Source organism: Streptomyces sp. NPDC026538 (assembly GCF_055567535.1).
In genome coordinates this window covers 582910-608752 of the sequence record NZ_JBVHQG010000001.1, presented here as the reverse complement: position 1 = coordinate 608752, position 25843 = coordinate 582910, and the positions used below count along the sequence as shown (strand labels likewise).

At 71.9% G+C, this 25843-nt stretch carries 25 protein-coding genes; 11 read left to right on the top strand and 14 right to left on the bottom strand.

Going from position 1 to position 25843, the window contains the following annotated elements:
* Positions 1–92: 92 nt before the first annotated feature.
* Both ACZ4N4_RS02790 and ACZ4N4_RS02785 read right to left on the bottom strand, forming a co-directional pair.
* Entirely contained in the window at positions 93–851 is a 759-nt protein-coding gene (locus ACZ4N4_RS02790; RefSeq protein WP_467583632.1) for an SDR family oxidoreductase, read from the bottom strand.
* A 123-nt stretch (positions 852–974) separates the two neighbouring features.
* On the bottom strand, positions 975–1973 hold the full coding sequence (locus tag ACZ4N4_RS02785) for a Gfo/Idh/MocA family protein (protein ID WP_453575195.1): 999 nt from the start codon (positions 1971–1973) through the stop codon (positions 975–977).
* 144 nt (positions 1974–2117) lie between these two features.
* Here ACZ4N4_RS02785 and ACZ4N4_RS02780 point away from each other — a divergent pair, with 144 nt between their 5' ends.
* From ACZ4N4_RS02780 to ACZ4N4_RS02765, 4 genes are all read left to right on the top strand, one after another.
* Positions 2118–3419, top strand: coding sequence for a multidrug effflux MFS transporter (locus ACZ4N4_RS02780; RefSeq protein WP_467585296.1), 1302 nt, complete (start codon positions 2118–2120; stop codon positions 3417–3419).
* On the top strand, positions 3359–4558 hold the full coding sequence (locus ACZ4N4_RS02775; RefSeq protein WP_467583629.1) for a serine hydrolase domain-containing protein: 1200 nt from the start codon (positions 3359–3361) through the stop codon (positions 4556–4558). The genes ACZ4N4_RS02780 and ACZ4N4_RS02775 overlap by 61 nt, the downstream gene beginning before the upstream one ends.
* Before the next feature lie 54 nt (positions 4559–4612).
* A complete protein-coding gene (locus ACZ4N4_RS02770) occupies positions 4613–5620 on the top strand; it encodes a small ribosomal subunit Rsm22 family protein (protein WP_467583625.1) in 1008 nt (335 codons plus the stop codon).
* 93 nt (positions 5621–5713) lie between these two features.
* Positions 5714–6457, top strand: coding sequence for a bifunctional DNA primase/polymerase (locus ACZ4N4_RS02765; protein WP_467583622.1), 744 nt, complete (start codon positions 5714–5716; stop codon positions 6455–6457).
* A 9-nt stretch (positions 6458–6466) separates the two neighbouring features.
* Here the strand turns inward: ACZ4N4_RS02765 and ACZ4N4_RS02760 are convergent, their stop codons facing one another.
* Genes ACZ4N4_RS02760 through efeO form a run of 4 tightly spaced genes read right to left on the bottom strand, consistent with a single transcriptional unit; the run spans position 6467 to position 10704 of the window.
* Entirely contained in the window at positions 6467–7468 is a 1002-nt protein-coding gene (locus tag ACZ4N4_RS02760; RefSeq protein ID WP_467583619.1) for an SCO2278 family lipoprotein, read from the bottom strand.
* The gene (gene efeU, locus ACZ4N4_RS02755; protein ID WP_467583616.1) at positions 7416–8300 is read right to left on the bottom strand and encodes an iron uptake transporter permease EfeU; all 885 of its coding nucleotides are present in this window, start codon (positions 8298–8300) and stop codon (positions 7416–7418) included. The genes ACZ4N4_RS02760 and efeU overlap by 53 nt, the downstream gene beginning before the upstream one ends.
* A 3-nt stretch (positions 8301–8303) precedes the next feature.
* The gene (gene efeB, locus ACZ4N4_RS02750; protein ID WP_467583614.1) at positions 8304–9557 is read right to left on the bottom strand and encodes an iron uptake transporter deferrochelatase/peroxidase subunit; all 1254 of its coding nucleotides are present in this window, start codon (positions 9555–9557) and stop codon (positions 8304–8306) included.
* 10 nt (positions 9558–9567) lie between these two features.
* Positions 9568–10704 (bottom strand): iron uptake system protein EfeO, encoded by a 1137-nt coding sequence (efeO, locus tag ACZ4N4_RS02745; RefSeq protein ID WP_467583611.1) that lies wholly within the window; start codon positions 10702–10704, stop codon positions 9568–9570.
* Between the two features lie 232 nt (positions 10705–10936).
* Here efeO and ACZ4N4_RS02740 point away from each other — a divergent pair, with 232 nt between their 5' ends.
* Positions 10937–11647 carry a PhzF family phenazine biosynthesis protein gene (locus ACZ4N4_RS02740; protein ID WP_467583608.1) on the top strand — a complete coding sequence of 237 codons (711 nt, stop codon included), beginning with the start codon at positions 10937–10939 and terminating at the stop codon, positions 11645–11647.
* Here the strand turns inward: ACZ4N4_RS02740 and ACZ4N4_RS02735 are convergent.
* The 3 genes from ACZ4N4_RS02735 to ACZ4N4_RS02725 all read right to left on the bottom strand — a co-directional run bounded on the left by ACZ4N4_RS02735 (position 11637) and on the right by ACZ4N4_RS02725 (position 13747).
* Positions 11637–11819 (bottom strand): hypothetical protein, encoded by a 183-nt coding sequence (locus tag ACZ4N4_RS02735; protein ID WP_467583605.1) that lies wholly within the window; start codon positions 11817–11819, stop codon positions 11637–11639. The two genes, ACZ4N4_RS02740 and ACZ4N4_RS02735, sit on opposite strands and share 11 nt — an antisense overlap.
* An 82-nt stretch (positions 11820–11901) precedes the next feature.
* Complete coding sequence (npdG, locus tag ACZ4N4_RS02730; protein WP_450759699.1) at positions 11902–12630, bottom strand: NADPH-dependent F420 reductase; 729 nt, start codon at positions 12628–12630, stop codon at positions 11902–11904.
* Positions 12631–12667: 37 nt separating this feature from the next.
* Positions 12668–13747 (bottom strand): sialidase family protein, encoded by a 1080-nt coding sequence (locus ACZ4N4_RS02725; protein ID WP_467583602.1) that lies wholly within the window; start codon positions 13745–13747, stop codon positions 12668–12670.
* Between the two features lie 80 nt (positions 13748–13827).
* Between ACZ4N4_RS02725 and ACZ4N4_RS02720 the strand changes: the two genes are divergently transcribed.
* Both ACZ4N4_RS02720 and ACZ4N4_RS02715 read left to right on the top strand, forming a co-directional pair.
* Positions 13828–14427: a hypothetical protein gene (locus ACZ4N4_RS02720; RefSeq protein WP_450759703.1), complete on the top strand. Its 600-nt coding sequence runs from the start codon at positions 13828–13830 to the stop codon at positions 14425–14427.
* Positions 14428–14575: 148 nt separating this feature from the next.
* Entirely contained in the window at positions 14576–15844 is a 1269-nt protein-coding gene (locus ACZ4N4_RS02715; protein WP_467583599.1) for an MFS transporter, read from the top strand.
* Here ACZ4N4_RS02715 and ACZ4N4_RS02710 read toward each other — a convergent pair whose 3' ends face one another.
* On the bottom strand, positions 15845–16078 hold the full coding sequence (locus ACZ4N4_RS02710) for a hypothetical protein (RefSeq protein WP_360493507.1): 234 nt from the start codon (positions 16076–16078) through the stop codon (positions 15845–15847).
* Between the two features lie 58 nt (positions 16079–16136).
* Between ACZ4N4_RS02710 and map the strand changes: the two genes are divergently transcribed.
* Both map and ACZ4N4_RS02700 read left to right on the top strand, forming a co-directional pair.
* Entirely contained in the window at positions 16137–16994 is an 858-nt protein-coding gene (gene map / locus ACZ4N4_RS02705; RefSeq protein WP_453575172.1) for a type I methionyl aminopeptidase, read from the top strand.
* 145 nt (positions 16995–17139) lie between these two features.
* Positions 17140–17787, top strand: coding sequence for a biliverdin-producing heme oxygenase (locus ACZ4N4_RS02700; protein ID WP_467583595.1), 648 nt, complete (start codon positions 17140–17142; stop codon positions 17785–17787).
* A gap of 3 nt (positions 17788–17790) precedes the next feature.
* Here the strand turns inward: ACZ4N4_RS02700 and ACZ4N4_RS02695 are convergent, their stop codons facing one another.
* Complete coding sequence (locus ACZ4N4_RS02695; protein ID WP_467583593.1) at positions 17791–18591, bottom strand: site-2 protease family protein; 801 nt, start codon at positions 18589–18591, stop codon at positions 17791–17793.
* A gap of 146 nt (positions 18592–18737) precedes the next feature.
* On the opposite strand from ACZ4N4_RS02695, the gene ACZ4N4_RS02690 reads away from it, so the two are divergent.
* Together ACZ4N4_RS02690 and ACZ4N4_RS02685 are read left to right on the top strand one after the other, a co-directional pair.
* On the top strand, positions 18738–19217 hold the full coding sequence (locus ACZ4N4_RS02690; protein WP_467583591.1) for a DUF6578 domain-containing protein: 480 nt from the start codon (positions 18738–18740) through the stop codon (positions 19215–19217).
* A 67-nt stretch (positions 19218–19284) separates the two neighbouring features.
* Positions 19285–22551: an AfsR/SARP family transcriptional regulator gene (locus tag ACZ4N4_RS02685; RefSeq protein WP_467583589.1), complete on the top strand. Its 3267-nt coding sequence runs from the start codon at positions 19285–19287 to the stop codon at positions 22549–22551.
* 22 nt (positions 22552–22573) lie between these two features.
* On the opposite strand, the gene ACZ4N4_RS02680 is transcribed toward ACZ4N4_RS02685, so the two are convergent.
* The 3 genes from ACZ4N4_RS02680 to panB form a co-directional block, all read right to left on the bottom strand.
* The gene (locus ACZ4N4_RS02680; RefSeq protein ID WP_467583586.1) at positions 22574–23407 is read right to left on the bottom strand and encodes an ABC transporter permease; all 834 of its coding nucleotides are present in this window, start codon (positions 23405–23407) and stop codon (positions 22574–22576) included.
* Positions 23404–24411, bottom strand: a complete 1008-nt coding sequence (locus ACZ4N4_RS02675; RefSeq protein WP_467583583.1) for an ATP-binding cassette domain-containing protein — start codon at positions 24409–24411, stop codon at positions 23404–23406. The genes ACZ4N4_RS02680 and ACZ4N4_RS02675 overlap by 4 nt, the downstream gene beginning before the upstream one ends.
* 397 nt (positions 24412–24808) lie before the next feature.
* Complete coding sequence (gene panB, locus ACZ4N4_RS02670; RefSeq protein WP_450759720.1) at positions 24809–25684, bottom strand: 3-methyl-2-oxobutanoate hydroxymethyltransferase; 876 nt, start codon at positions 25682–25684, stop codon at positions 24809–24811.
* Positions 25685–25843: the final 159 nt, after the last annotated feature.

The window sequence follows — 25843 nt, the reverse complement described above, 5'->3', positions numbered from 1 at the left end:
GAAAGTTGAGCATAGGCGCGCTACCGGCCGCAATACCGCGGATGTTTGAATTCCGGTTGTGCAGGTTGCGCAGGCCCGGGCTGAACGGCGGTTCAGCCCCGCCCCACGTACGGCATCGTCGTCGCCAGCACCGTCGCGAACTGCACGTTCGCCGCCAGAGGCAGCTCGGCCATGTGCCGGACGGTACGCGCCACGTCGGCCACGTCCATCACGGGTTCGGGGGCCATCTCCCCGTTGGCCTGGAGGGCGCCGGTCTGCATCCGGGCCGTCATGTCCGTGGCCGCGTTGCCGATGTCGATCTGCCCGACCGCGATGCCGTACGGCCGCCCGTCCAGGGACAGCGACTTGGTGAGGCCGGTCAGCGCGTGCTTGGTCGCGGTGTAGGGGGCGGAGTTCGGGCGGGGCGTGTGTGCCGAGACGGACCCGTTGTTGATGATCCGCCCGCCCTGCGGCTCCTGCTCCTTCATCTGCCGGAACGCCGCCTGCGCGCACAGGAACGCCCCGTTGAGGTTGGTGTCCACGACATGCCGCCACGCGTCGTAGGCGAGATCCTCCACGGGCACCCCGCCGGGCCCGAACGTCCCCGCGTTGTTGAACAGCAGGTCCACCCGCCCGAACCGCGCCACGGTCGCCGCGAACAGCCCGGCCACGTCCTCCGGTTGCGCCACGTCCGTGCGTACGACGAGACAGGCGCCCTCGGGCACCAGCCCCGCCGTCTCCTCCAGCGTCCGGGGCCGGCGCCCGGCCAGCGCCACCGACCAGCCGGCCCGCAGCAGTTCCACGGCCACGGCCCGCCCGACACCGGAACCGGCGCCGGTGACCACCGCGATCTTCGATTGCTTGGTGTTCATGGAGTCGCAGCGTAGGCGCTCCGCTGGGGAGGGCCGTGTTGGGTCATTGGCTGTCTGCGGCTGCGTCGTGGCTGGGCGCGCAGTTCCCCGCGCCCCTACGGGGCGCTCTCTCGTCGGGGGCTTTTACGCTTCAACCGCGTAGCGGACGCCGATCTGCTCCCGGAGGGTGTCCAGGGTGCGCATGACGGCGAGGGTGCCGGCGAGCGGGACCAGGGGGGACTCCTTCTCGCCGGCCCGCAGGGCGCGCATGACCTCCCGGGCCTCGTGGCGGAGGGTGTTGCGGGGGCCGTCGGCCGGGCCCAGGGCGAACTCCTCGGGGTCATGGCCGTCGCGGTGCAGGACGAAGCGCTCGGGGTTGAAGAAGCCGTCCGGGATGTCGATCCGGCCTCGGGAACCGGTGACCGAGGCGGTGGTGCCGGTGCCGCCGACTATGGAGCAGTGCACCGACGCGAGAGCGCCGCTCTCCCAGGAGAGCAGTGCACCCGTCTGGAGATCGACGCCCTCGTCCGAGAGCACCGCTCGCGCCGACAGCCCGTCCGGCTCGCCGAGCAGCAGATGCGCGAACGACACCGGGTACACCCCCAGGTCGAGCAGCGCGCCCCCGCCCAGCGCCGGGTCCCGCAGCCGGTGCGCAGGGGGGAACGGCCCTTCGAGCCCGAAGTCCGCCTGCACGGTCCGCACCTCGCCGATCGCCCCGTCCGCGACCAGTGTCTTCAGCCGCCGCACCAGCGGGTTGCAGTACATCCACATCGCCTCCATCAGGAAGCGGTCGTGCTCCTTCGCCAGCGCCACCAGTTCCCCGGCCTCGCGGGCGTCGATCGTGAACGCCTTCTCGCACAGCACGTTCCGCCCCGCCTCCAGGCACAGCCCGGCGGCCGCCCGGTGCGCCGAGTGCGGAGTGGCGACGTACACGACATCGATGTCCTCGTCCCGGGCCAGCGACTCCCAGTCGCCGTACGCCCGCCCGATCCCGAACCGCTCCGCGAAGGCCTCCGCCGACTCCGCCGACCGCGAGGCCACCGCCGCGATCTCCGCGTCCGGCAGATCCACCAGATCCGCCGCGAACGCGGCCGCGATCCCGCCGGTCGCCAGGATCCCCCACCGCACACTCTGCTCAGCCATCCCGGCAGCCCCACCCTCGCTCATGTGTTTCCAGGCAGTCCGTACGAGCTGAGAGCATAGGCGGCGGACATCGGGGTTCAACAAGAGCGGATCCGCAGGGCGAGACCGCCGGGAACCGAAGGAGCGGGGGGACACATGCGCCAGATGCCGGAGCGGCCGGCACCGCCGACGCCGGACACCCAGGACACCGCCGTTCCCACGACCACCCCCACCGCCCGCCGCGCCGGTCTGCTGCTGGTGCTGGTCCTCGGCGCGCTCACCGCGACACCGCCGCTGGCGATGGACATGTACCTCCCGTCCCTGCCGGAGGTCACCCGCTCCCTGCACGCCCCCGCCGCCACCGTCCAGCTCACCCTCACCGCCTGCCTCGCCGGCATGGCCCTCGGCCAGCTGGTCGTCGGCCCGATGAGCGACCGCTGGGGCCGCCGCCGCCCGCTGCTGGCAGGCCTCGCCGTCTACGTCGCCGCCACCGCCCTGTGCGCCCTCGCGCCGAACGTCGAGACGCTGGTCGCCTTCCGTTTGGCCCAGGGCCTCGCGGGCGCGGCCGGCATAGTCATCGCCCGGGCCGTCGTACGCGACCTCTACGACGGTGTCGCGATGGCCCGGTTCTTCTCCACCCTGATGCTGGTCTCCGGGGTGGCCCCGATCGTCGCCCCGCTGATCGGCGGGCAGATCCTGCGGGTGACGGACTGGCGGGGCGTGTTCGTCGTCCTGACCGGCGTCGGCGCGGTCCTCGCCGTGGTGGTGTGGACGAAGCTCCCGGAGACCCTGCCGGCGGCCGACCGGCACGCCGGGGGAGCGGCCGCCGCCGTCCGCGCCATGCGCGCCCTGCTCGCCGACCTCCCCTTCACCGGCTACATGCTGGCCGGCGGCTTCGCCTTCGCCGCGCTCTTCGCCTACATATCGGCCTCCCCTTTCGTCGTCCAGGAGATCTACGGCGCCTCCCCGCAGACCTTCAGCCTGCTCTTCGGGCTCAACTCGGTCGGGCTGGTGATCGCCGGGCAGATCAACGGCAAGGTGCTGGTCGGCCGGGTCAGCCTGGACAGGGTGCTGGGCGCGGGCCTGGCCGTGACCGTGCTCGCCGCGACCGCCCTGCTCCTCATGTCGACCGGGGTCTTCGGCCCGGTCGGTCTGGCCCCCGTCGCCGCCGCCCTCCTCGTGCTGATGTCCGCGATGGGCTTCACCCTTCCCAACGCCCAGTCCCTCGCCCTGCTGCGCACCCGGCACGCCGCCGGAACCGCCTCCGCGCTGCTCGGGACGTCCTCGTTCCTGGTGGGCGCGGTCGCCTCGCCGCTGGTCGGGATCGCCGGAGAGAGAACCGCCGTGCCCATGGCGATCGTCCAACTGGCAGGGGCACTGGTGGCACTGGCCTGCTTCGTGGGAATGTGCCGTCCCTGGAGAACACGTGGGAACACACGTGCGGGGATGGAGGGAGCAGGGAGCTGAGCGTACCGAGACTGCGCGTCGAGACACCGGAACGGGCCGGGCTCGACCCCGCGGAACTCAGGCACCTCGTGCGCGAAGTGCAGGCCCTCACCGTCGGTGAGCGCCCCTGGGCGGCCGGAGCCGTGGTGGTCGCCGGACGCGGTCCCGTGATCGCCGTACAGCAGGCGGCCGGCTGGGCGGTGCGCTGGTCCGCGTACGACCCCGAGGCCGACGCCGGTGTCGAACTGCCGCCCGCCGCCCGGGTCCCGATGACCGTCGACACCCCCTTCGACCTGGCCTCCCTCACCAAACTCTTCACCGCGGTCGCCGCCGTGCAGCAACTCGAACGCGGCACCCTCGGTATCGACGCCCGGGTGGGCGCCTACCTCCCCGACTTCCGGGCGGCCGCCGTGCACGGCATCACCGTGCGCCAGCTCCTCACCCACACCTCCGGCCTGCGCCCCGAACTCCCGCTCCACGACTGCCCCGACGACGCGTCCCGCCTCGACCTGCTGCGCGCCGAGGCCCCGAGCAGCGCGCCCGGCGCCTACCGCTACTCGGACCTCAACATGCTCCTCCTCCAGTCCGTCCTGGAACGGATCACCGGCCGCACCCTCGACGTCCTGATCCACGAGGGCATCACCCGCCCGCTCGGGATGACCGCCACCGACTTCGGCCCCTGCCCCGGCGCGGCGGCCACCGAGGACCAGCGGCGGCCGTGGGCCAAGGCGGACCGGGGCATGCTGCGCGGTGTCGTGCACGACGAGAACGCCTGGGCGCTGGGCGGGGTGGCCGGGCACGCGGGCCTCTTCTCCACGGCCCGGGACCTGGCCGTCTTCTGCCGGGCGCTGCTGGCCGGCGGTGCCTACGGCCCGGCACGCATCCTCGGCCCCGACTTCGTGGACCTGCTGCTGGGCCCGCCCGGTCTGGGGTTCCTGGTGGACCAGCGGTGGTTCATGGGCGAGCTGGCGGGCCGGGGCGCGGCCGGGCACACCGGGTTCACGGGGACGAGCCTGGTGCTGGACCGGGCGACGGACACGTTCCTGGTCCTGCTGGCCAACACCGTGCATCCACGGCGGCGGCCGGGCGACAGCGCCCCGAGAGCGGCGGCGGCCACCCGGCTGGCGAGGGCGGTGTTCCTCAGCCCGGCGGGGGTGTGAGGGTGCGGGCCGGCGGGCGGTCGGCGTGGCGCCGGAGCCCCCTACAATCGCCGGGTGAACCACCCCGCATCCCCGGCCGACCGGCTCCGTGCCACGCTCGCCGAACTCCTCGACGGCCTTCCTCCCAAGCAGGCCGCCGGAGCCGTCGAGCGGCTGATCGCCAGCTACCGGGGGGCCACCCCGACCGACGCGCCGATCCTGCGGGACCGGGCGGACGTGGTGGCCTACGCGGCCTATCGGATGCCGGCCACCTTCGAGGCGGTACGGGCGGCGCTGGCGGCGTTCGCCGACGCGGCGCCGGAGGGCTGGGTGCCGGGAAGCCATGTGGACGTCGGTGGCGGGACGGGCGCGGCGACCTGGGCGGTGACCGACACCTGGGCCGGGGTGCGGCCGGTGACGGTGCTCGACTGGGCCGAGCCGGCGCTGGCCCTCGGCCGGGAGATCGCCGCGGCCAACCCGGAGCTGCGGCAGGCGGTGTGGCAGCGCTCTCGGATCGGAGCGGCGCTCACCATCGAGAGCACTGATCTGGTCACGGTGTCGTACGTCCTCAACGAACTCGACGAGGCCGCCCGCACCGCTCTCGTCGACGCCGCCGCGACCGCCGCGCAGACCGTCGTCATCGTCGAGGCCGGCACCCCGGCGGGTTACGCCCGGGTCATCGAGGCCCGCGACCGCCTGGTCGCCGCCGGCTTCCGCATCGCCGCGCCCTGCCCGCACAGCGCCGCCTGCCCGATCGTCCCCGGCACGGACTGGTGCCACTTCTCGGCCCGGGTCAGCCGCTCCTCCCTGCACCGGCAGGTCAAGGGCGGATCACTGCCCTACGAGGACGAGAAGTTCAGCTATGTGGCCGCCACCCGCCTGCCGGCCGCCCCGGCACCGGCCCGGGTGGTCCGGCGCCCGCAGATCCGCAAGGGCCAGGTCCTCCTCGACCTGTGCGAGAGGGACGAACAGCTGCGCCGGACGACGATCACCAAACGCCACGGCGACCTGTACAAGGCGGCGCGGGACGCGGACTGGGGCGACGAGTGGCCGCCGCCCGGTTCGCCCGGTTCGAGGGTGTAACTCCCGCGATCCCTTGTCGCTCGCGTACCCCCCTTCACGCCCAGATGGGACGATAAGGCATGCTGTCGGGACCACAGCGAGGCGAGGCGATACATGAGCGGGACGTTCCGCGGCCGTAGTGGCCGGCAGGGCAAGCTCTCCCAGTGGCTGCTCGGACGGCGGCCCAGGGATGCCGCCGCCACCGACGCCGACAGCCGTGCGGCCCTGCTGCTCGCCGCCGCCGAGGCGGGCCTGCCGCTGGCCCCCGCCGCGCATCCCGCCCCAGGCTACGGCTGCTCCTGCGACCGCGTCGGCTGTCCCACCCCGGCCCGGCACCCGGTGTCGTTCGCGTGGCAGACGCAGTCCACCACCGACCGCGCGCAGATCGAGCGCTGGGCCCGGCACCAGCCGCAGGCCAACTTCATCACCGCGACCGGCATGACGCACGACGTCCTGGACGTCCCCGTGGAGGCCGGCCGGCAGGCGCTTGACCGGCTGCTCGCGGACGGCGTCGAGGTCGGTCCGGTCGCCGAGAGCGACGACGGCCGCATGCTGTTCTTCACCCTCACCCGCGGCACCCCCGAGGACGAGGACGAGTGGTGGCCGTGCGAGCTGGACTGCCGCCCCGAGACCATGGACGAGCACCCCGGCCTGCGCTGGCACTGCCGGGGGTCGTACGTCCTCGTACCGCCCGCCCGGCTGCCCGGTGACGGCGACCGGCGGGTGCACTGGGTGCGCGGCCCCGAGCACCCGCTGCCCGACCCGCTGTCCCTCCTGGAGATCCTCACCGACGCCGGCGCCCGGCACGCCGGCGAGGAGTCCGACCAGGTGGGCGCCGCCTGGCCGGTCCGCCGCTAGGGCCTGGCCCTAGGAACCCTCCGCGGAGGTCAGGCCCTGGATGCGTCCGAGGACCGAGACCTTCCCGGTGCCCGCCGGGTCCAGGGCGACCTGGTTGGAGACGAACTCCATGGTCAGCGACTGCTTGATCTCGCCCTTGGTGAGGGCCTTCACGTCCTGGTTCGGAGTCGGCACCGAAGTGCCCGCGGCCGCCGTCTCCTTGGCGTAGTAGCGGGTGGTGAAGAACACCATCGCGCCGCCGTCGGTGGTGCGCAGGGCGAGCGGCGCGTAGTCGCCGTTGGTGAGCGGCTCGTCGATGTACTGGGTCGCGAGGCCCGGCTTGGTCGACTTCTTGCGGTCCGTGCGCCAGCCGCTGGTGTGCGCGCCGTCCGCGAAGACGGTGCCGCCGCTCTTCAGGTACGTGGTGTAGTCCTGGCCCAGGTCGGCGGGGGAGACGGCCAGTTGGGCACTGTTGGCCGGCACGGCCTCGGCCCAGCCGTCCTTGTCGGTCGTGAACTTCGGTACGGCGTCCGGCGCGACCAGCGTCAGATACGCCACCTGGAACGGCTCGGAGAGGCTGTTGCGGGTGAAGACCAGCAGCCAGCGGTCGTCGCCGCCCTTGTTGCCGTGCGCGTCGGCGAGGAACCAGCGCGGCCAGCCGGCCTTCTTGGGGATGGTGTAGGTGACGTCGTCGAACTCCAGCGCCGAGTGGCCGGAGTTGCCGCTCGGGCTGTTCACGTGCCCGGCCTTCAGACGCGCGGAGTCGATGTCGGCGAGGGCGCCGGTCGTGTAGTCGGCGTCCAGGGAGCCGTCGTAGGCCTTGTCGGCCTTGTTGTAGGCGTTCGTGAACTGCTTGAGCGCCTTGGCGGCCTCGGCGCGGGTGGTGGTGGGGAGCACCTCGCGCTCCCCGTGCACCACCACGCATCCGCTCGCCGTCAGCGACATGGCGGTCAGCGAGACCGCCAGGAGCGCGTTCCGATCACGTCTGCGGAGCCGCCGAGGGCCGCGATCCCTGGTCGTCAGGTGCGTCATCAGGTGCCTTCACCTTCCCCTTCCCGGAGCCGAACCCTACCGGGGCGAAGAAGAGTGCGAGCGTCGGGACCAGGTACAGCAGCCACACCGTGACCTGGAGCACGGTCGGGTCGGGCTGGAAGTTGAAGACGCCCTTGAGGAGGGTGCCGTACCAGCTGTCCGGCGGGATGGTGCCGCTGATGTCGAAGGCCTGGTTGGTCAGGCCCGGGATCCAGTCGGCCTCCTGGAGGTCGTGGAAGCCGTACGCCAGCACGCCTGCGGCGACCACGACCAGCATGCCGCCGGTCCAGGTGAAGAACTTGGCGAGGTTGATCCGCAGGGCGCCGCGGTAGAACAGCCAGCCGAGCAGGACCGCGGTGGCGAGGCCGAGGGCGACGCCGATCAGGGGGCGCGGGGTGCCGTCGCTGGCCGCGTGCACGGACGCCCACACGAACAGGGCGGTCTCCAGGCCCTCGCGGCCCACGGCGAGGAAGGCGGTGGCGACCAGTGCGCCGGTCCCCATCGCGAGGGCCGCGTCCAGCTTGCCGTGCAGCTCCGCCTTGAGGTGCCGGGCGGTGCGCCGCATCCAGAACACCATCCAGGTCACCAGACAGACCGCGACGACGGACAGGGACCCGCCGAGCGCCTCCTGCGCCTGGAACGTCAGCTCCTGGGAGCCGAATTCGAGGGCGCAGCCGAAGCCCATGGCGATCAGCACCGCCACGGCGATGCCGATCCAGATCGGCCGCAGGGCGTCCCTGCGCTCGGTCTTGACCAGGTAGGCGATGAGGATGCAGACGACGAGCGAGGCCTCAAGGCCTTCGCGCAGCCCGATCAGGTAGTTGGAGAACACGGATCACGCCCCCTTGGAGGACTCGGAGAACAGCGTCCGGCCCCACCAGTCGTCCTTGTCCCGGACGCCGGGCGGGACCGCGAAGACCGCCGAACCCACGTGCTGGATGTACTCGTTGAGTGCGTCGGACGCCGACAGCCTGCGCTGCAGCGGGATGAACCCCTTGCGTACGTCACGCTGGTAGGCCAGGAAGAACAGGCCCGCGTCGAGCCGGCCGAGCCCGTCCGTACCGTCGGTGAACGAATAGCCCCGGCGCAGGATGGTGATCCCGTCGTTGGAGTCGGGGTGCGCGAGCCGCACATGGGCGTCCGGCTTCATCGCCTTCAGGAACGGCGCGTCGTGCTCCTTGGCCTTGCCGACCGGGGCGCCCTCGCCCTTGTCCCGGCCGAAGACGTCCTCCTGCTCCTGGAGCGAGGTCCGGTCCCAGGTCTCGATGTTCATCCGGATGCGCCGGGCGACGAGATACGACCCCCCGCTCATCCACGCCGGACCGTCGCCGTCGCCCACCCACACGAACTTCTTCAGCCGGTCGGTCTCGGTCCCCGCGATGTTGCGGGTGCCGTCCTTGAACCCCATGAGGTTGCGCGGGGTCTGGGCGTCCGGCGTGGTCGAGGACGTCTTCCCGAAGCCGAGCTGGGACCAGCGGATGGCGACCTTGCCGAAGCCGATCCGGGCGAGGTTGCGGATGGCGTGCACGGCGACCTGGGGGTCGTCGGCGCAGGCCTGCACGCACAGGTCACCGCCGGTGCGGGCGGACTCGAAGTTGTCGCCCGGGAACTGCGGCAGATCGACCAGGGCGGCCGGGCGGCTGTCCCCCAGTCCGAACTTCTCGAAGAACGACGGCCCGAAGCCGATCGTCAGCGTCAGCCGGTTCGGCTTCAGCCCGAGCGCCTCACCGGTGTCGTCCGGGGGCGCCTCGGCCAGCCCGCCGTACGCGCCGTCGCCGATCGCCTTCCCGGCGGTCAGCCGCCGGGCCGCCTCCGTCCAGTCCTTCAGCAGCTGGACGAACTCGGCCCGGTCGTCGGTCTTCACGTCGAACGCGGCGAAGTGCAGCCGGTCCTGGACGGGGGTGGCGATACCGGCCTGGTGGGCGCCGTGGAACTCGACCGCGCCACCGGCTTCGGCGGCGGCCGGGTCCAGGTCGTCGCCGGTCTCGGTCATCGCCACCGCGCCCCCGGCCACGGCGGCGCCGAGCGCGAGCCCGGCCCCGCCCCAGCCGATGAGCGCGCGTCGCGAAGGATTGGTTTTCTCGGCCATGTCGCGCCCCTTACTTGACGACGGTCGCGGCGAGCTTGGACAGCGGCTCCGCGAGGGCGTTGACGGCGTCGGACAGCTCCTTGCGCTGGTCCTTGGTGACCTTCTCGTACGACACGAAGCCGTCCGAGGTGGAGGTCGTGCGGTACTTGTCGAGCAGCGTGTTCAGTGCGGCGAACTGCTTGTCCAGCTCGGTGGCCAGGGCCGCGTCGTTCTTCCGGGCGACCGGCTTCAGCAGTTCGTACGCCTTCTGCGCGCCGTCGACGTTGCCCTTGAAGTCGCTGAGGTCGGTGTGGGAGTAACGGTCCTCCTCACCGGTGACCTTGCCGGTGGCGACCTCGTCGAGGAGTTCCTTGGCACCGTTGGCCATGGAGGTCGGGGTGATCTCGGCCTTGCCGACCCGCTTCTGCCAGTCCTTCAGGTCGGTGAGCAGTTCGTCGGCGAGGGTCTTCTGCTCGGCGCCGATCTTCTTGTCCTGCCACAGCGCCTTCTCCAGCGCGTGCCAGCCGGTCCACTTCTGACCCTTCTCCAGGTCGTTGACGCGAGTGTCCGTCTTGGGGTCGATGTCCCCGAAGGACTCGGCGATCGGCTCGGTGCTCTCCCAGCCGACGCGGGAGGGGGCGTAGGCGTTCTTGGCGGCCTCTATGTTCCCCGCCTTGACGGCGTTGACGAACGTCTCCACCTTCGGGATCGTCGCGTCGGCCTGCTCCTGCGCGTACTCGCGGTAGTCGGCGACGGCCTTGTCGAGCGCCGGGTTGCGCTTGGCGACCGCGCCGGAGCCGGTGACGGTCAGCTTCTGCCGGACGCCGTGCCCCTTCATCCCGGGGCGGCAGGCGATCTCGTACGCCCCCTGCTTCACCTCGGCGGTGAGCGTGTACTTGGTCCCCGGGCCGATGTTCTCCTTCTCCGAGACGATGCGGTCGTCCGGGAAGAGGATCTCGACCTCGGTGGCCTTGGAGCCCTTGTTCTCGATGGCGAGCGTGACGTGTCCGGCCGGCACGGACTTGGCCGACGTCTCGCACTTGGAGTCGGCTGCGGTGACCTGGATCGCGTCGTCGCCCTTGGCGTCGCTCTTCGCCGTGCAGGCCGATAGGGCGGTCAGAGCGGCCGCGGTGGCGGCGGCGGTGACGGTGAGTCGGACGGCACGCATGCAGGCTCCAAGCGGGGGAGGTGTGGTGAGGCTGGCCTAACTTACATGAGGCTTACCTCACTGATACCCGGCCGGGTCGGGATTGACCAGACACAGAAAGATCACAGCTACGGCTTGATATCGGTGGCCCAATGTCGTCACCAAGGAAAGGTCAAGAGAAGGTCAAGTGGGGTGGGCGTCGGCGATGACATGGGCGGGTGAGCGCAGAGGACGGCAGTGCTTCAATGCCGAAGTGACTGATTACGACGTGCTGCGGGTCTTCTGCGCGGCGAACGGCGGCTACGGCAACGAACTCGGGGTGGTCCGGGACGGCTCGGTGCTGCCCGGGCGGGAGGACCGGCAGGCGCTGGCGGCCAAACTCGGGTTCAGCGAGACCGTGTTCGTCGACGACCCCGAGCGCGGGGTGATCGACATCTACACCCCCACCCTGCGGCTGCCCTTCGCCGGCCACCCCTGCGTCGGTACCGCCTGGCTGCTGGACGTGCCCGAACTGGTCACACCGGCCGGCGTGGTCGGTGCCCGGCTGGACGGGGAGTTCAGCTGGATCGAGGCGCGCCCCGAGTGGGCCCCGCCGTGCACCCTGCGCCAGTACGCCACGGCCGCCGAGGTGGAGGCCCTGGCGGTGCCGTCACCGGGGGAGCGAAGCGAGATGGGGGTCCCCCCGGACGAAGTCCGGGGGAGGATCTACGCCTGGGCATGGGAGGACGAGTCGGCCGGGCGGGTGCGCGCCCGCGCGTTTCCCGGGCGCGGCGACGGCATCGACGAGGACGAGGCGACCGGGGCGGCCGCGCTGCTGCTCACCGACCGGCTGGGCCGGGCCCTGAACATCACCCAGGGCAGGGGCTCGCAGATCCTCACGGCACCGCAGCCGTACGGCTGGGTGGAGATCGGCGGGCGGGTCCTCCTGGAGGGCGCGGAGCATCAGCCCGGGATCAGCTGGTGACCGAAGTGTCCTGCCGCCCGCGCCGCACGTAGTACCAGCTCATGTTCGACGACAGCCCCGTCAGCAGCACCCAGACGACGCCCATCAGCCAGCTGCCCTGGACGAACGAGACGACGGCGGCGGCGACGGCGAGGACGCAGACGACGAGAGCGTAGAGGGCGAGGCGGGGCATGGCGGTCGCTTTCGGATCGGTCGAACCGGTCGAACCGGTCGAGGGGGGACACCGGTGGCAGCCACCAGTGTCCCCCATCCACTCAGACGTCCGTGACGCGGAGGCCGGCGTGTGCCTTGTAGCGGCGGTTGACCGAGATCAGGTTGGCGACCAGGGACTCCACCTGGTGGGCGTTGCGCAGCCGCCCCGCGAAGATGCCCCGCATCCCCGGGATCCGCCCGGCCAGCGCCTGCACGATCTCCACGTCCGCGCGCACCTCGCCCAGCACCATCACATCGGTGTCGATCTCCTCGACCTCCGGGTCCTGGAGCAGCACCGCCGACAGATGGTGGAAGGCCGCCGTGACCCGCGAGTCCGGCAGCAGCGCCGCGGCCTGCTCCGCCGCGCTGCCCTCCTCCGGCTTGAGCGCGTAGGCGCCCTTCTTGTCGAAGCCGAGCGGGTTGACGCAGTCCACGACCAGCTTCCCGGCCAGTTCCGCGCGCAGCGACTCCAGGGTCTTGCCGTGCCCGTCCCACGGTACGGCGACGATCACGAGGTCACTGCGGCGCGCGCACTCGGCGTTGTCGGCGCCCTCGACACCGTGACCGAGTTCGTCGGCGGCGGCCTGCGCGCGCTCGGCGGCCCGGGAGCCGATGATCACCTTCTGGCCGGCCCGGGCCAGCCGGTAGGCGAGGCCCTTGCCCTGCGGGCCGGTGCCGCCGAGTACACCCACGACCAGGCCGGAGACGTCGGGCAGGTCCCAGGGATCCTTGGCGGGAGCCTTCTCGGCCGCCGCCTGCTGTGCGTTGTCGGAAGTGTCGGAAGAGGTCATGGGCCGACTCTACGTCCGTGGCGGCGGCCGTACCCGGTCAGGTGAGCCGGTTCACGGGCACCCGGCGGAAGGTGATCGTCTCGTACGCGCCGAAGTCCCCGGTCTCGTACAGCAGTCCGACGGTGGCCGGGTCGATCCGGGTCAGGTCGGAGTACGCGGCGGGCAGGCCGTCGAGCGGGTAGACGGGGCGCCAGGTGGTACCGCCGTCGCCGGAGGCACGGATCGTCATGAGCGCGCGCGTGGCGGGGTCGGCGGGGCCCGAGTAGAGCAGCAGGTCCGGATCCCGCAGTTGCAGTACGGAGGCCTCGCAGACCGGCGCGGTGAGCCCGGCCTGCGGCCGGAACGGCTTCACCAGCGTCTTCCCGCCGTCCTTCGAGTGCGCGTCGGCCCGGTTGCCCGGGGACGGCGAGTCGTTGCGGGTGTTGAAGTAGACGCGTCCGTCGGGAAGTTCGGCGGCGGTGGTCTCGTTGACGTTGATGTAGCCGTTGGTGTTCTCGTCGATGTAGCCGAGGTACCAGGTCTCGCCCCGGTCGTCGCTGAGCAGGCAGTGGCCGCTGTTGTACTTGCCCTCGGTGCCGTTGTCGGTCCCGGCGGGCGCGACGGTGTGGTTCGCGGCCACGACGACCCGCCCCGCGCGCAGCTGGATGGCGTGCCCGGGGGTGGTCGCGTACCACCGCCACCCGGCCTTCTTCACCGTCTTGGTGATCTCCTTCGGAGCGGACCACGTCACCCCGTCGTCGTCGCTGTGCTGCACCCACACCCGGCGCCCGTCGGCGTCCGACACCTGCCCGCGCAGAATGGCGTCCTCGGTGGCGGAGGCGGCGCTGCGGACGTGGACGAGCAGGATCCGGCCGGTGTCCAGGACGACGGGGGCGGGGTTGCCGGCCAGGTCACTGCCGTTCCTGGCGGCGACCTGGAGCGCCCCCCAGGTACGCCCCCCGTCGCCGGACCTCTTCAGCACCACGTCGATGTGCCCGTAGTCGGCGCCGGAGTTGACCCGCCCCTCGCAGAAGGCGAGCACGGTGCCCGCCCGGGAGACCACCACGGCCGGGATCCGGAAACTGGCGTAGCCCTCGGTGCCCGCGCGAAAGGGAATGCTTGCTTCTACGTCGCTCATGGGCCGCCTTCTCCCCTGGTCGGGCGAATTCGGGGTGAACTCCGCGTCACGAGTGACCGATTGCGGCAGTATGCGGGGGCATGGACGCCGTACGGGTCGCGTTGCTGCGTGAAGTGCTCGCCGGGACCGAGTGGTTGGGGGCGACGCGGAGATTCGCGGGCGCGCTGCGGGGCTCGGTGGTGACGCACGGCGGCGGACTGCTGCTGCTGGGCACGCCGGAGTACGAGCCGTGGCATCTCGCCGCGCACCTGGTGGACGAGGCCGCGTGGTCCGGTACGCCGGAACTGGCGCCGACGCTCGTACGACACGACGCGCGCCCGTCCGACCCGGCGCACCTCGCGGTCGGCCCCGGCCGTATCGAGGCGGCCCGCCGGGGCGAGACGCTGCTGGTGGTGGCGCCGGCTGGATCGGCACCGCTCCTGGACCACGTGCACACCGCCCGCCGGGCCGGGGTGACGGTACTGGCCCTCTCCACCACGGCCGACGACGCGCTGACGGCGATGGCCCACGAGACGCTCACGGTCCCGGACGGCGCGGAACTGGACCTGGACACGGTCCAGCACCTGGTCAGCGCGGCGACGGGGGAGAACGGCCCCTCCCCGAGAACCCACCGCCGCTTCCGAGACCGCCTCTCCAGGCTGGCCGAAACAGTAACGGCCCCGCCCCCCACCCCCTGGTAATTCCCCACCCACCCACCCGACTCGGTTGATTACCCGCCTGCGGCAGCCCCGAATAGGCTCCTCACCTCACCTCTCTCCTGACCGAGTCGGGTGGGTGGGCGAAAAAGGGGTTGAGGGTGGTGGCGGTGGGCGGTCAGCATGGCTCAGCGTGACCGTGCTTCCCGACCTCGCCCCCTGGCGGGCCTCCGTCGACTTCCGTCGGCTGTGGGCCTCCGGCCTGATCAGCAACTTCGGGACCTTCCTGACGTTCGTCGCCCTCCCCGTGCAGATCAAGGACCTCACCGGTAGCGCGACCGCCGTCGGCGCCATCGGCGCGGTGGAGCTGCTCCCGCTCATCCTCTTCGGCCTCTACGGCGGCGCCCTCGCCGACGCCCTCGACAAGCGGCTGCTCATCCTGTGGACCGAGGCGGGGCAGGGCCTGCTCAGCGCCGCCCTGCTGCTCAACGCCCTGCTGCCGCACCCGGCCGTCTGGCCGCTGTACGCCGTCGCCGCGCTCTCCGCCGCACTGGGCTCGGTCCAGCGCCCCGCCCTCGACTCGCTCTGGCCCAGGATCGTCGCCCACGACGACCTCCCGGCCGCGGCGGCCCTCAACTCGTTCCGCTGGACGGTCGGCGGCGTCGCGGGACCCGCCGTCGCCGGCCTGGTCGTGGCCTACGCGGGTCTCGGCTGGGCGTACGGCGCCGACCTCGTCACGTTCGCCGTCTCGGTCGTACTGATCCTGCCGATCGCCGCGTCCCCCGCCGCCCACGAGGCCGTGAAGCCCTCCCTCCGCTCCATCGCGGAGGGCGCCCGTTACGCCTGGGGCCGCAAGGAACTCCTCGGCACCTACGCCGTCGACCTCGCGGCGATGTTCCTGGCGATGCCGCTCGCCGTCCTGCCGTTCCTGGCCGACGAGTTGGACGCGAAGTGGTCGCTCGGACTGATGTACGCGGCCATCCCGGCCGGTTCCCTCCTCGTGAGCCTGGTCAGCGGCTGGACCGGCCGGGTGCGCCGGCACGGCCGGATGGTGGTGCTGTCGGCCGCGCTGTGGGGCCTGGCGATCGCCGCCGCCGGCGCCGTGCGCGACGTATGGCTGGTCCTGCTCCTGCTGGCCGTCGCCGGCGGCTGCGACATGGTCAGCGGGATCTTCCGGGGCGCCATGTGGAACCAGACGATCCCCGACGAGCTGCGCGGCCGGCTCGCCGGGATCGAGCTGCTGTCGTACTCCGTGGGCCCGACCCTCGGCCAGGTACGGGCCGGCGGCATGGCCGGATGGCTGGGCGTCCGGGCGTCCGTCGGCGTGGGCGGCCTGCTGTGCGCGGGCACGGTCGGCCTGCTGGCCCTGTGTCTGCCCGCCCTGATGTCGTACGACGCCCGGACCAACGAGCACGCCGTGCGGCTGCGCGCTCAGCGCACGGCCGCACCGACCCGGCTCTGATCACCCCTCTTCGGAGGAGTCACCCGCCGGGGCGTCGTGCCAGCGCGGATCGTTCTCCCACTGGAGGTTGCGCTCCCGCGCGCTCTCCATCGCGTGCTCGGCCTCCTGCCGGCTGGCGTAGGGGCCGAACCGGTCCTTGGCAGGGCACTCGGGGCCCTCCTCGACCTTCTTGTGCTCCAGGCAGTAGTACCACTCGCCCGGCTTGCCGACGGTCCGCTTCTTGAACAGGGCCATGACCGGCTCCTTTCGCCATCCACATGTTCCCCCATGCCCGCTGGTTAGACTCGCTGGCATGTCTGGCCAGTCGCTGCTCGTACCAGGGGAGCTCTCTCCCACCCGTCCGGTACCCGGAAACATCCGCCGCCCCGAGTACGTCGGCAAACCCGCGCCGACCCCGTACACCGGGCCCGAGGTGCAGACCCCGGAGACCATCGAGGCGATGCGGACCGCCGGCCGTATCGCCGCCCAGGCGATGGCGGAGGCCGCGAAGATCATCGCGCCGGGGGTGACCACGGACGAGCTGGACAAGGTCGCGCACGCGTACATGTGCGACCACGGGGCCTACCCCTCCACGCTCGGCTACCGGGGCTTCCCCAAGTCCCTGTGCACCAGCCTCAACGAGGTCATCTGCCACGGCATTCCGGACTCGACCGTCCTCCAGGACGGTGACATCGTCAACCTGGACGTGACGGCGTACATCGGCGGGGTGCACGGCGACAACAACGCGACCTATCTGGTCGGGGACGTCGACGAGGAGAGCCGGCTGCTGGTCGAGCGGACCCGGGAGTCCCTGGACCGGGCGATCAAGGCGGTCAAGCCAGGCCGGCAGATCAACATCATCGGCCGGGTCATCGAGTCGTACGCCAAGCGCTTCGGCTACGGAGTCGTCCGTGACTTCACCGGCCACGGCATCAACTCCTCCTTCCACTCCGGGCTGATCATCCCGCACTACGACAGCCCGCACGCGACGACCGTGATGCAGCCCGGGATGACCTTCACGATCGAGCCGATGCTGACGCTCGGGACGCACGAGTACGACATGTGGGACGACGGCTGGACGGTCGTCACCAAGGACCGCAGGCGGACCGCCCAGTTCGAGCACACCCTGGTGGTGACCGACACCGGCGCGGAGATCCTCACCCTGCCGTAGCCCCGCCGTGGCACCGGGCCCGCTCTCCCCTCGGAGGGCGGGCCTTTTTCGGGTACGCTTTTACCGACAGCGTGTCGGTAACGTTGCCGACAGGGTGCCGGTAAGAGCAGTGGATCAGGTAAGCCTTACCTTGAGGATGTTGCCCATGGACTCCTTCTCGACACTCATCCGCAGCGCGTCCCACGAGCAGCACGTGGAGGTGGGGACCTCGACGTTCATGAGCGATCTGCTGGGCGGCCGGCTCGGCGTGCTGGCGTACACCCGCTACACCGAGCAGCTGTGGTTCGTGTACGACGCGCTGGAGGGCGCGGCCGACCGGCTGGCGTCGGACCCGGTGGCCGGGCCGTTCGTCCGGCCCGAGCTGTTCCGGCTGACGGCGCTGGAGCGGGACCTGGCGCATCTGCGCGGGGCCGGGTGGCGGACGGGGCTCACGGCGCTGCCGGCGACGGAGGAGTACGCGGCACGGGTGCGAGAGTGCGCCGAGCGGTGGCCCGCCGGTTACATCGCCCACCACTACACCCGTTACCTCGGCGACCTCTCCGGCGGCCAGATCATCCGGGACCGGGCGGAGCGGACCTGGGGCATCGAGAAGAAGGGCGACGGGGTCCGCTTCTACGTCTTCGAGGGCATCGCCAACCCGGCCGCCTTCAAGCGCGGTTACCGCGAACTCCTCGACGCGGTGCACGCCGACGACCTGGAGAAGCAGCGCGTCGTGGCCGAGTGCAAGCGGGCGTTCGCCCTCAACATGGCGGTGTTCCGGGCGCTGGGCGAGGAGTTCCCGATCTCCGCGTGAGGGTCAGCCGGCTACGGAGCAGTACTCGTTCGTCCCCTGCCAGAAGCGGTACAGCTCCTGACCGCAGTACTGGTCGAAGTCGCCCACGCCCAGGCCGCGCAGCAGCGCGTCGATCACGTCGAAGAACGCGCTGTTGATCGACGGCACCCACAGCAGCGCGAAGACGAAGAGCAGGCCGAAGGGGGCGAACGGCTCCACCTGACGCTTGATGTTGTACGACAGCCATGGCTCGATCACGCCGTAGCCGTCCAGGCCCGGCACCGGCAGGAAGTTCAGGATCGCGGCCGTGACCTGGAGCAGGGCGAGGAAGGCGAGGGCGTAACGGAAGTCGCGCGGCACGCCGTCCAGGGAGTGCAGCCAGAACGGCGCGGTGCAGACGGCGGCGAAGACCACGTTCGTCAGCGGGCCGGCGGCCGAGATGAGGCTGTGCCGCCAGCGGCCGCGGATCCGGCTGCGCTCGATGAAGACCGCGCCGCCCGGCAGACCGATCCCGCCCATGATCACGAACAGCACCGGGAGCACGATGCTCAGCAGGGCGTGCGTGTACTTCAGCGGGTTCAGGGTCAGGTAGCCCTTCGCGCCCACCGTGATGTCACCGCTGTGGAGGGCGGTGCGCGCGTGCGCGTACTCGTGCAGGCAGAGCGACACGATCCAGGCCGCCGTCACGAACAGGAAGACGGCGACCCCGGGCTGCTCGGCGAACCCGGACCAGGTGGCCCACCCGGTGACGGCGGTGACGGCCAGGATCCCGACGAAGACGGGACTGATCCGCCGGTCGCTGTGGCGGGTGGTGGTGGCGGTCATGGGCAGGGCTCCTGGGGACTGGGGCGGTCGACGCGGGTCCGACCGTACCTGGCGTGGCGAAAGAACGCGTCGGGTGCTGGGGAAATACCTCTCGGCGCAGGTGAAAACGGATCGCGACCGCCGTTCGGTTCCGGAAGGCTGGGGACATGCGACCGCCGAAGGCGTTGAGGGTGTTGAAGGTGTTCTACGAGGACTGGCAGATGGAGTGCTGCGGCACCCCGTTCGCGGTCGGCGACGAGGTGGCCTGGAAACTCGTCGCCTACCGGGCCGGGGCCCGTCGGGAGGACGTCGGGTACGGCGCCGAGGCCTGGGTGGAGAACCACGGCGGGCCCGACCACCCCACCACCGGCCGGGTCCACGCCGTCGACCTGGTCCGGGAGGAGTACCGCTTCCACCGGCCCGACCCGGTGCCGGCGCCGCCGGGGGAGGGGGTGGTGCTGCAGGGCACCGGACGCGGCCTGGAACCGGTGCCCGGGACCGTCACGACGACGTCCGTCGAAGCCTGCCCGAAGTGGTTCGGGGAGGTGGACCTCGGCACAGTGGACGGCCTGGGGCGGGTCCGCCGTACCTGCGGCGCCCTCGTCACGCTGGCCGCCCCGGACACGAGGCACGTCCTGCGCCCCTGACCCCCGTGGCGGCTCTCGACACCCCGCCGTCCGAACCCCGTGACCGCTCCTGACACCCCCAGGGACAATGGACCCCGTGCGCTACGCGATCCTCGGCACCACCCAGGTACTCCGCCCCGACGGCACGGCCGTCCCCGTGGGCGGTTCTCGGCTGCGTGCCCTGCTGACCGTGCTCGCGCTGCGGGCCGGACGCGGGGTGCCCGCCGGGCTGCTCGTCGACGAGGTGTGGGGCGACGAACCGCCCGCCGACGCGACCGGCGCGCTGCAGGCGCTGGTCGGCCGGCTGCGCCGGGCGCTCGGCGCGGACGCGATCGAGTCCACCGACGGCGGCTACCGCCTCGCGGCCGCCCCCGACGACGTCGACCTGCACCGCTTCGAGCGGCTCACCGGCGAAGCCCTGCGCGCACTCGCCGACGGCGACCCCGCCAAGGCGGCGACCGTCCTCGACGACGCCCTCTCCCTGTGGCACGGCCCGGCCCTGGCCGACCTGCCCGACCGCACCGCCGAGGCGGCCCGCGTCGACGTCCGTCGCGTGGACGCGCTGCGCGCCCGCCACACCGCCGCCCTCGCCCTCGGTCACGCCGAACAGGCCCTGCCCGAGCTGACCGCCCTGTGCGACGCCCACCCCCTGGACGAACCCCTCCAGACGCTGCGGCTGCGCGCCCTGCACAGCTGCGGCCGCACCGCCGAGGCGCTGGCCGCCTACGACGACGTACGACACCTGCTCGCCGACCGCCTCGGCTCCGACCCCGGGCCCGAACTGCGCGCCCTGCACATCGAGTTGCTCGAACCGGCGGCGGAGCCCGAGGAGCCGTCCCGGCCCGGCAACCTGCGCGCCCGGCTCACCTCCTTCGTCGGCCGCGAGAGCGACCTGGAGGTCATCCGGGGCGACCTCGCCGCCGCCCGCCTGGTCACCCTGCTCGGGCCCGGCGGGGCCGGCAAGACCCGGCTGTCCCAGGAGGCCGCCGAGACCGTGCGGCACGCCGCCCGGGACGGGGTGTGGCTGGCCGAGCTGGCCCCCGTCGACGACCCGGCCGACGTCCCCGAGGCCGTGCTCAGCGCGCTCGGCGCCCGCGAGACCGTGCTCCACGGCGCCGGCGCCGAGGGTATGCGGGCCGCCGCCGACCGGCACGACGACCCGGTCGAGCGGCTCGTCGACCACTGTTCCCGGCGCCGGATGCTGATCGTCCTCGACAACTGCGAGCACGTCGTCGACGCGGCGGCCGATCTGGCGGCCCGGCTCCTCGAGCGCTGCCCGGACCTGACGATCCTGGCCACCAGCCGTGAACCCCTAGGTGTCCCGGGGGAGTTGCTACGCCCGGTGGAGCCGCTGCCCGATCCGGTGGCGCTGCGGCTGCTCGCCGACCGGGGCAGCGCGGCCCGGCCCGGCTTCACGGTCGACGCCGACGAGGAGACCGCGGCGGCCTGCGCCGAGATCTGCCGCCGCCTGGACGGTCTGCCCCTCGCCATCGAGCTGGCCGCCGCCCGGCTGCGGATGCTCACGCCCCGCCAGATCGCCGACCGGCTCGACGACCGCTTCCGCCTCCTCACCTCCGGCAGCCGCACCGTGCTGCCCCGCCAGCAGACCCTGCGCGCGGTCGTCGACTGGTCCTGGGACCTGCTCGACGCCGACGAACGGGACGTCCTCGGCCGGCTCTCCGTCTTCGCGGGCGGCTGCGACCTGGCCGCCGCCGAGGCGGTCTGCGGCCCCGCCGCTCTCGACGCCCTCGCCTCCCTGGTCGACAAGTCCCTGGTCGTCGCCGCCCCTTCGGACGGGCAGGGGATGCGCTACCGGCTCCTGGAGACCGTCGCCGAGTACGCCGGCGCCCGCCTGGACGAGAGCGGCGCCCGCGCCGACGCCGCGCGCGCCCATCTGACGTACTACCGCGAACTCGCCCGCACCACCGACCCGTTGCTGCGCGGCTCCGGACAGCGGGCCGCCGTGGCCCGGCTGGAGCTGGAGTACGAGAACCTGCGCACCGCCATCCGCCACGCCATCGCCGCCAAGGACGAGCAGGAGGCGCTGTGCCTGGCCCACTCCCTGGTCTGGTACTGGCAGTTGCGTGACAAGCGGGTCGAGACCCGCACCTGGTGCGCCGACATCATGGCCCTCGGACCGGACCCCTTCGCCGAGCCGGTCCGCCGTGCCGAACCGGTGTGGCAGCGCGTGCACGACACCCCGCCGCCGTACACCGGAGAAGTCCTCGTCGAGGCCCGGCGCGGCATCCATCTGGCCCATCTGGCCTGCATGGACACCGAGTTGGAGGTCTGGCAGACCCCGGCCGCGCAGGCCAAGATGCGCGCCGTCGTCCGGGCCTACGAGCCCGGCCAGCCGCAGACCTGCCGGGCCCCCGGCATGTTCTGGTTCTTCGCGGTGATGCTGATCGGTGGCCTGGAGCAGCTGCGCACCATCGTCGACGCCGGCGTCGAGACCAGCCGCCGTACGCCCGGCTACGAGTGGGAACTCGCGGGCGCCCTCCAGCTGCGCGCCAACGTGTTCGCCAACTTCGCCACCTCGGCCGGTGCCGCCACCCGCGACGCCGACGAGGCCCTGGAGATCTTCCGGCGCCTCGGGGACGACTGGGGCACCGCCGAGGCGTTCTCCGCGCGCGCCGAGTCCCGGGAACGCATGGGGGAGTACCGGGAGGCAGCCGACGACTACGAGGCCGCCATCGAGTGCGCCGAACGGCTCGACGCCCGCACCCAGGTCGCCGTGCTCAACGCCCGCCTCGGCATGGCACTGCTCGAACTGGGCGAGATCGAGCGCGGTGAACGGCTGCTGCGCGAGGTCATCGCCGACCACGACAGCAGCCACAACGAGGCGATGCCCGCCGCCCGGCTCTTCCTCACCGTGTGGCTGCTGCTGACCGACCGGATCGCCGAGGCCCGCGAGCAACTCCGGCTGCTGCGGACCCAGTTCAAGATCTCGCACTTCGTCGTCTTCGACGCCATGATCCTCATCCAGGAGGCCTGGGTGGACGCCCTCGACGGCCTCCACGCGGACGCCCTGGCCAAGCTGCGCGAGGCGATATCCCACTCCGACGACCCGCTGTCCCAGGCTGTCACCCCGCACTCCGGCTCCTCCAGCCTGACCGTCGCCGCCTTCGCCCTGGCCGGCCTGGACGACGGCGCCCGCGCCCAGGACGCCGCCCGCTGCCTGGGCGCCGCCAGTGCCCTGCAGCCGCCCGGCCACATCCCCTCCGGCATGGAACGCAGGCTGTACGCCCGCGCCGAGGCCCGGGTCCGCGCCGCACTCGGAGACGACGACGCCTACGAGGCCGCATACGCCGAGGGCGGTGGCCTCTCCCTCGCGGAGGCCACCGCCCTGCTCTGACCCGGGACCGGGTCGCCGGACGTCAGCTCTTGGTGCGGAACTTGTAGATCGCGTACGGCGCCGCCACCGCCGTGATCCCCACCGACCAGGCGAGCGTGATCCACAGGTCGTGGGCGACCGGGCCGCCGATCATCAGTCCGCGGGCGGCGTCGGCGAGCGTGGACAGCGGGTTGTAGTCGGTGAAGGCCTGCAGCCAGCCCGGCATCGACTGCGTCGGCGCGAAGATCGACGAGCCGAACTGCAGCGGGAACAGCACCAGGAACCCCATGGCCTGCACGGACTGGGCGTTCTTCAGGATCACGCCCAGGGTGAGGAACACCCACATGATCGAGGAGGCGAACACCGCGGACAGGCCCACGGCGGCGAACAGCCCGCCCCAGTGGGTGATGTGGAACCCGACCAGCACGGCGACGACCATCAGCACGGCGGTCGCGAACAGCATCCGCACCAGCTCGACGGAGATCTTCGCGAACAGCACCGAGCCGCGCCCGATCGGCAGCGACCGGAACCGGTCCATCACACCGGAGTTGAAGTCCTGGCTGAACCCGGTGCCGACGCCCTGCGAGAGCGTCATGCTCATCATCGCGATCATGCCCGGGATGACGTACTGGACGTAGCCGTCCTGGCCGCCGCCGAGGGCCTGCCCGATCGAGCCGCCGAAGACGTACACGAACAGCAGCGTGAAGATGACCGGCATCAGCAGGGCGTCGAACATCGACTCGGGGTCCTGCCGGATCCACAGCAGGTTGCGGCGGATCAGGGCGCCGGTGTGCCGCAGGTGCCCGCGCAGCGGGATCCGGGCGTCGGCGGCGGCCGGGGTGGTGGTGACGGCCGGGGTGGTGGTGACGGCGCTCATACGGTGACCTCCTCGCGGTCGTCGGCGGGCGTGGCGTCCTGCGGGGCACTGGCACGGTGGCCGGTGAGGGACAGGAAGACCTCGTCCAGGCTGGGCAGTTCGGTGACGATGGAGCTGATGGTGATACCGCGGGCGGTGACGGCGCCGACCACGGCGGTCAGCTGCTCGTCGCTGAGGATCGGCACCAGCAGGGTGCCCCGCTCGGCGTCCACGGTCGTGTTGGCGAGCCCGGTGATCCCCAGCTCGTCGATCATGGCGGCGAGCGGCCGCACCTGCAGCGGGTCGACCGGCTTCACCCGCAGCGTCCGTCCGCCGACCTTGGCCTTCAGCTCCTCCACCTTGCCGCCGGCGATGACCTTCCCGCGGTCCACGACGGTCAGCTCGGAGGCGAGCTGCTCGGCCTCCTCCATGTACTGGGTGGTCAGCAGCACGGTCACGCCCTCGTCGACCATGGTCTTGACCTCCTCCCACACCTCGTTGCGGGTGCGCGGGTCGAGACCGGTGGTCGGCTCGTCCAGGAACAGCACCTGGGGGTGGCCGATCATCGAGGCGGCGAGGTCCAGCCGACGGCGCATGCCGCCGGAGTAGGTGCCGGCCGGCCGCTTGGCGGCGTCGGTCAGCGAGAACCGCTCCAGCAGCTGGTCGGCGCGGGCCCGGGCGTCCTTGCGGGACAGGTCGAGCAGCCGCCCGATCATGTAGAGGTTCTCCCAGCCCGGCAGCTTCTCGTCGACCGAGGCGTACTGCCCCGTCAGTCCGATCACCCGGCGCAGCTGGCGGGGCTGGCGCAGGACGTCGTAGCCGGCGACGGTCGCCTGCCCGGCGTCGGGCTTCAGCAGGGTGGACAGAATCCGGACGATGGTCGTCTTGCCGGCCCCGTTCGGCCCGAGGACACCCATCACGGTGCCCTCGCGGACGTCCAGATCAACTCCGTCGAGAGCCTTGGTGTCGCCGTAGTGCTTCACCAGCCCCCGTACGGTCACGGCGGTGTTGTCGATTCGCGTCATGGGAAGAACCGTGCCAGGCCCCACCGACAAACCGCCGACAGGCCGCCGACACCGGCGGCCCTCCTGCCGACAACCCGCCCGCAGACCGCCGACAAGGGGCTGCGTACCGGGCCCGCCACGACCGTCCCCGCTGCTCAGCCCCTGGACACCGACCGGCTGGAGCCGCTGCCGCTGCGCGTCGAGCACGCCGGACGACCACCGCGACCATGTATCCCCCTGACCACATCCCCCTGCCCACCGCGACCATGTATCCCCCCGACCACCGCAACCATCAATTGAGCAACCCCCACGGCGAGCAACCACCTCCGCGAGAGCGGCGCCGGTTTAGGCGCAAAAAGGGGCCAGCCCGCCGACGGGGGAAGATCGGCGGGCTGGCCGTGGTGTTTCCGCAGTGGCTCTAGTGGACGGAGTGCTCCTCCAGCGGGAACGTTCCGCCGACGACGTCCTCGGCGTAGGCGCGGGCCGCGGTGCCCATGACCTCGCGCAGGTCCGCGTACTTCTTCACGAACTTCGGCACCCGGCCCGAGGTCAGGCCCAGCATGTCCGTCCAGACCAGCACCTGGGCGTCGGTCTCGGGACCGGCGCCGATTCCGACCGTCGGGATGTGCAGCACCCGGGTCACCTCGGCCGCCAGCTCCGCCGGGACCAGTTCGAGTACGACCGCGAACGCGCCCGCGTCCTGGACCGACTTGGCGTCGCGCAGCAGCTGCTGGGCCGCCTCCTCGCCGCGGCCCTGTACGCGGTAGCCCATCGCGTTCACGGACTGCGGGGTCAGGCCGATGTGCGCCATCACCGGGATGCCGGACTCGACGAGCAACCGGATCTGTTCGTGCGAGCGCTCGCCGCCCTCCAGCTTGACCGCGCCGACACCGGCCTCCTTCACCAGCCGGGTCGCCGAGCGCAGCGCCTGCACCGGGCCCTCCTGGTAGGAGCCGAAGGGGAGGTCACCGACGATGAGGGCGCGCTGGGTGCCGCGGACCACGGCCGCCGACAGCATCGTCATCTCGTCCAGGGTGACGGGCACCGTCGACTCGTACCCGAGGTGGCAGTTGCCGGCCGAGTCGCCGACCAGGAGTACCGGGATGCCGGACTCGTCGAAGACGGACGCGGTCATCGCGTCGTACGCGGTGAGCATGGGCCACTTCTCGCCGCGTTCCTTGGCGAGGGCGATGTCGCGGACCGTGATGCGGCGGGTGCCCTTTCCCCCGTACAGCGTCCTGCTGCCGTCGGAGGGGTTGTTCTGCGCAGGCTGGGCAGCCGAGAGCTGCGTCATGGCAACGGCTCCTTCAATTCATCTCGAGGCACCCTGACGGTGTCCCCGGATCGATTCCATGGTGGCACTTCGTGCCGTCCTCGGCCAGAGGACCGTCATGTGATCCATCGGTCACCCCTCTTGCGTAAGGCCTCGGTAAAGGAATTCAGATACGAGACG

Bases quoted from the DNA above. Each gene is read 5' to 3' on its own strand.
- ACZ4N4_RS02790 (WP_467583632.1), bottom strand. From the start codon at position 851: ATGAACACCAAGCAATCGAAGATCGCGGTGGTCACCGGCGCCGGTTCC.
- ACZ4N4_RS02785 (WP_453575195.1), bottom strand. From the start codon at position 1,973: ATGGCTGAGCAGAGTGTGCGGTGGGGGATCCTGGCGACCGGCGGGATC.
- ACZ4N4_RS02780 (WP_467585296.1), top strand. From the start codon at position 2,118: ATGCCGGAGCGGCCGGCACCGCCGACGCCGGACACCCAGGACACCGCC.
- ACZ4N4_RS02765 (WP_467583622.1), top strand. From the start codon at position 5,714: ATGAGCGGGACGTTCCGCGGCCGTAGTGGCCGGCAGGGCAAGCTCTCC.
- ACZ4N4_RS02760 (WP_467583619.1), bottom strand. From the start codon at position 7,468: ATGACGCACCTGACGACCAGGGATCGCGGCCCTCGGCGGCTCCGCAGA.
- efeB (WP_467583614.1), bottom strand. From the start codon at position 9,557: ATGGCCGAGAAAACCAATCCTTCGCGACGCGCGCTCATCGGCTGGGGC.
- efeO (WP_467583611.1), bottom strand. From the start codon at position 10,704: ATGCGTGCCGTCCGACTCACCGTCACCGCCGCCGCCACCGCGGCCGCT.
- ACZ4N4_RS02735 (WP_467583605.1), bottom strand. From the start codon at position 11,819: ATGCCCCGCCTCGCCCTCTACGCTCTCGTCGTCTGCGTCCTCGCCGTC.
- npdG (WP_450759699.1), bottom strand. From the start codon at position 12,630: ATGACCTCTTCCGACACTTCCGACAACGCACAGCAGGCGGCGGCCGAG.
- ACZ4N4_RS02725 (WP_467583602.1), bottom strand. From the start codon at position 13,747: ATGAGCGACGTAGAAGCAAGCATTCCCTTTCGCGCGGGCACCGAGGGC.
- ACZ4N4_RS02720 (WP_450759703.1), top strand. From the start codon at position 13,828: ATGGACGCCGTACGGGTCGCGTTGCTGCGTGAAGTGCTCGCCGGGACC.
- ACZ4N4_RS02710 (WP_360493507.1), bottom strand. From the start codon at position 16,078: ATGGCCCTGTTCAAGAAGCGGACCGTCGGCAAGCCGGGCGAGTGGTAC.
- map (WP_453575172.1), top strand. From the start codon at position 16,137: ATGTCTGGCCAGTCGCTGCTCGTACCAGGGGAGCTCTCTCCCACCCGT.
- ACZ4N4_RS02700 (WP_467583595.1), top strand. From the start codon at position 17,140: ATGGACTCCTTCTCGACACTCATCCGCAGCGCGTCCCACGAGCAGCAC.
- ACZ4N4_RS02695 (WP_467583593.1), bottom strand. From the start codon at position 18,591: ATGACCGCCACCACCACCCGCCACAGCGACCGGCGGATCAGTCCCGTC.
- ACZ4N4_RS02690 (WP_467583591.1), top strand. From the start codon at position 18,738: ATGCGACCGCCGAAGGCGTTGAGGGTGTTGAAGGTGTTCTACGAGGAC.
- ACZ4N4_RS02685 (WP_467583589.1), top strand. From the start codon at position 19,285: ATGGACCCCGTGCGCTACGCGATCCTCGGCACCACCCAGGTACTCCGC.
- ACZ4N4_RS02680 (WP_467583586.1), bottom strand. From the start codon at position 23,407: ATGAGCGCCGTCACCACCACCCCGGCCGTCACCACCACCCCGGCCGCC.
- ACZ4N4_RS02675 (WP_467583583.1), bottom strand. From the start codon at position 24,411: ATGACGCGAATCGACAACACCGCCGTGACCGTACGGGGGCTGGTGAAG.
- panB (WP_450759720.1), bottom strand. From the start codon at position 25,684: ATGACGCAGCTCTCGGCTGCCCAGCCTGCGCAGAACAACCCCTCCGAC.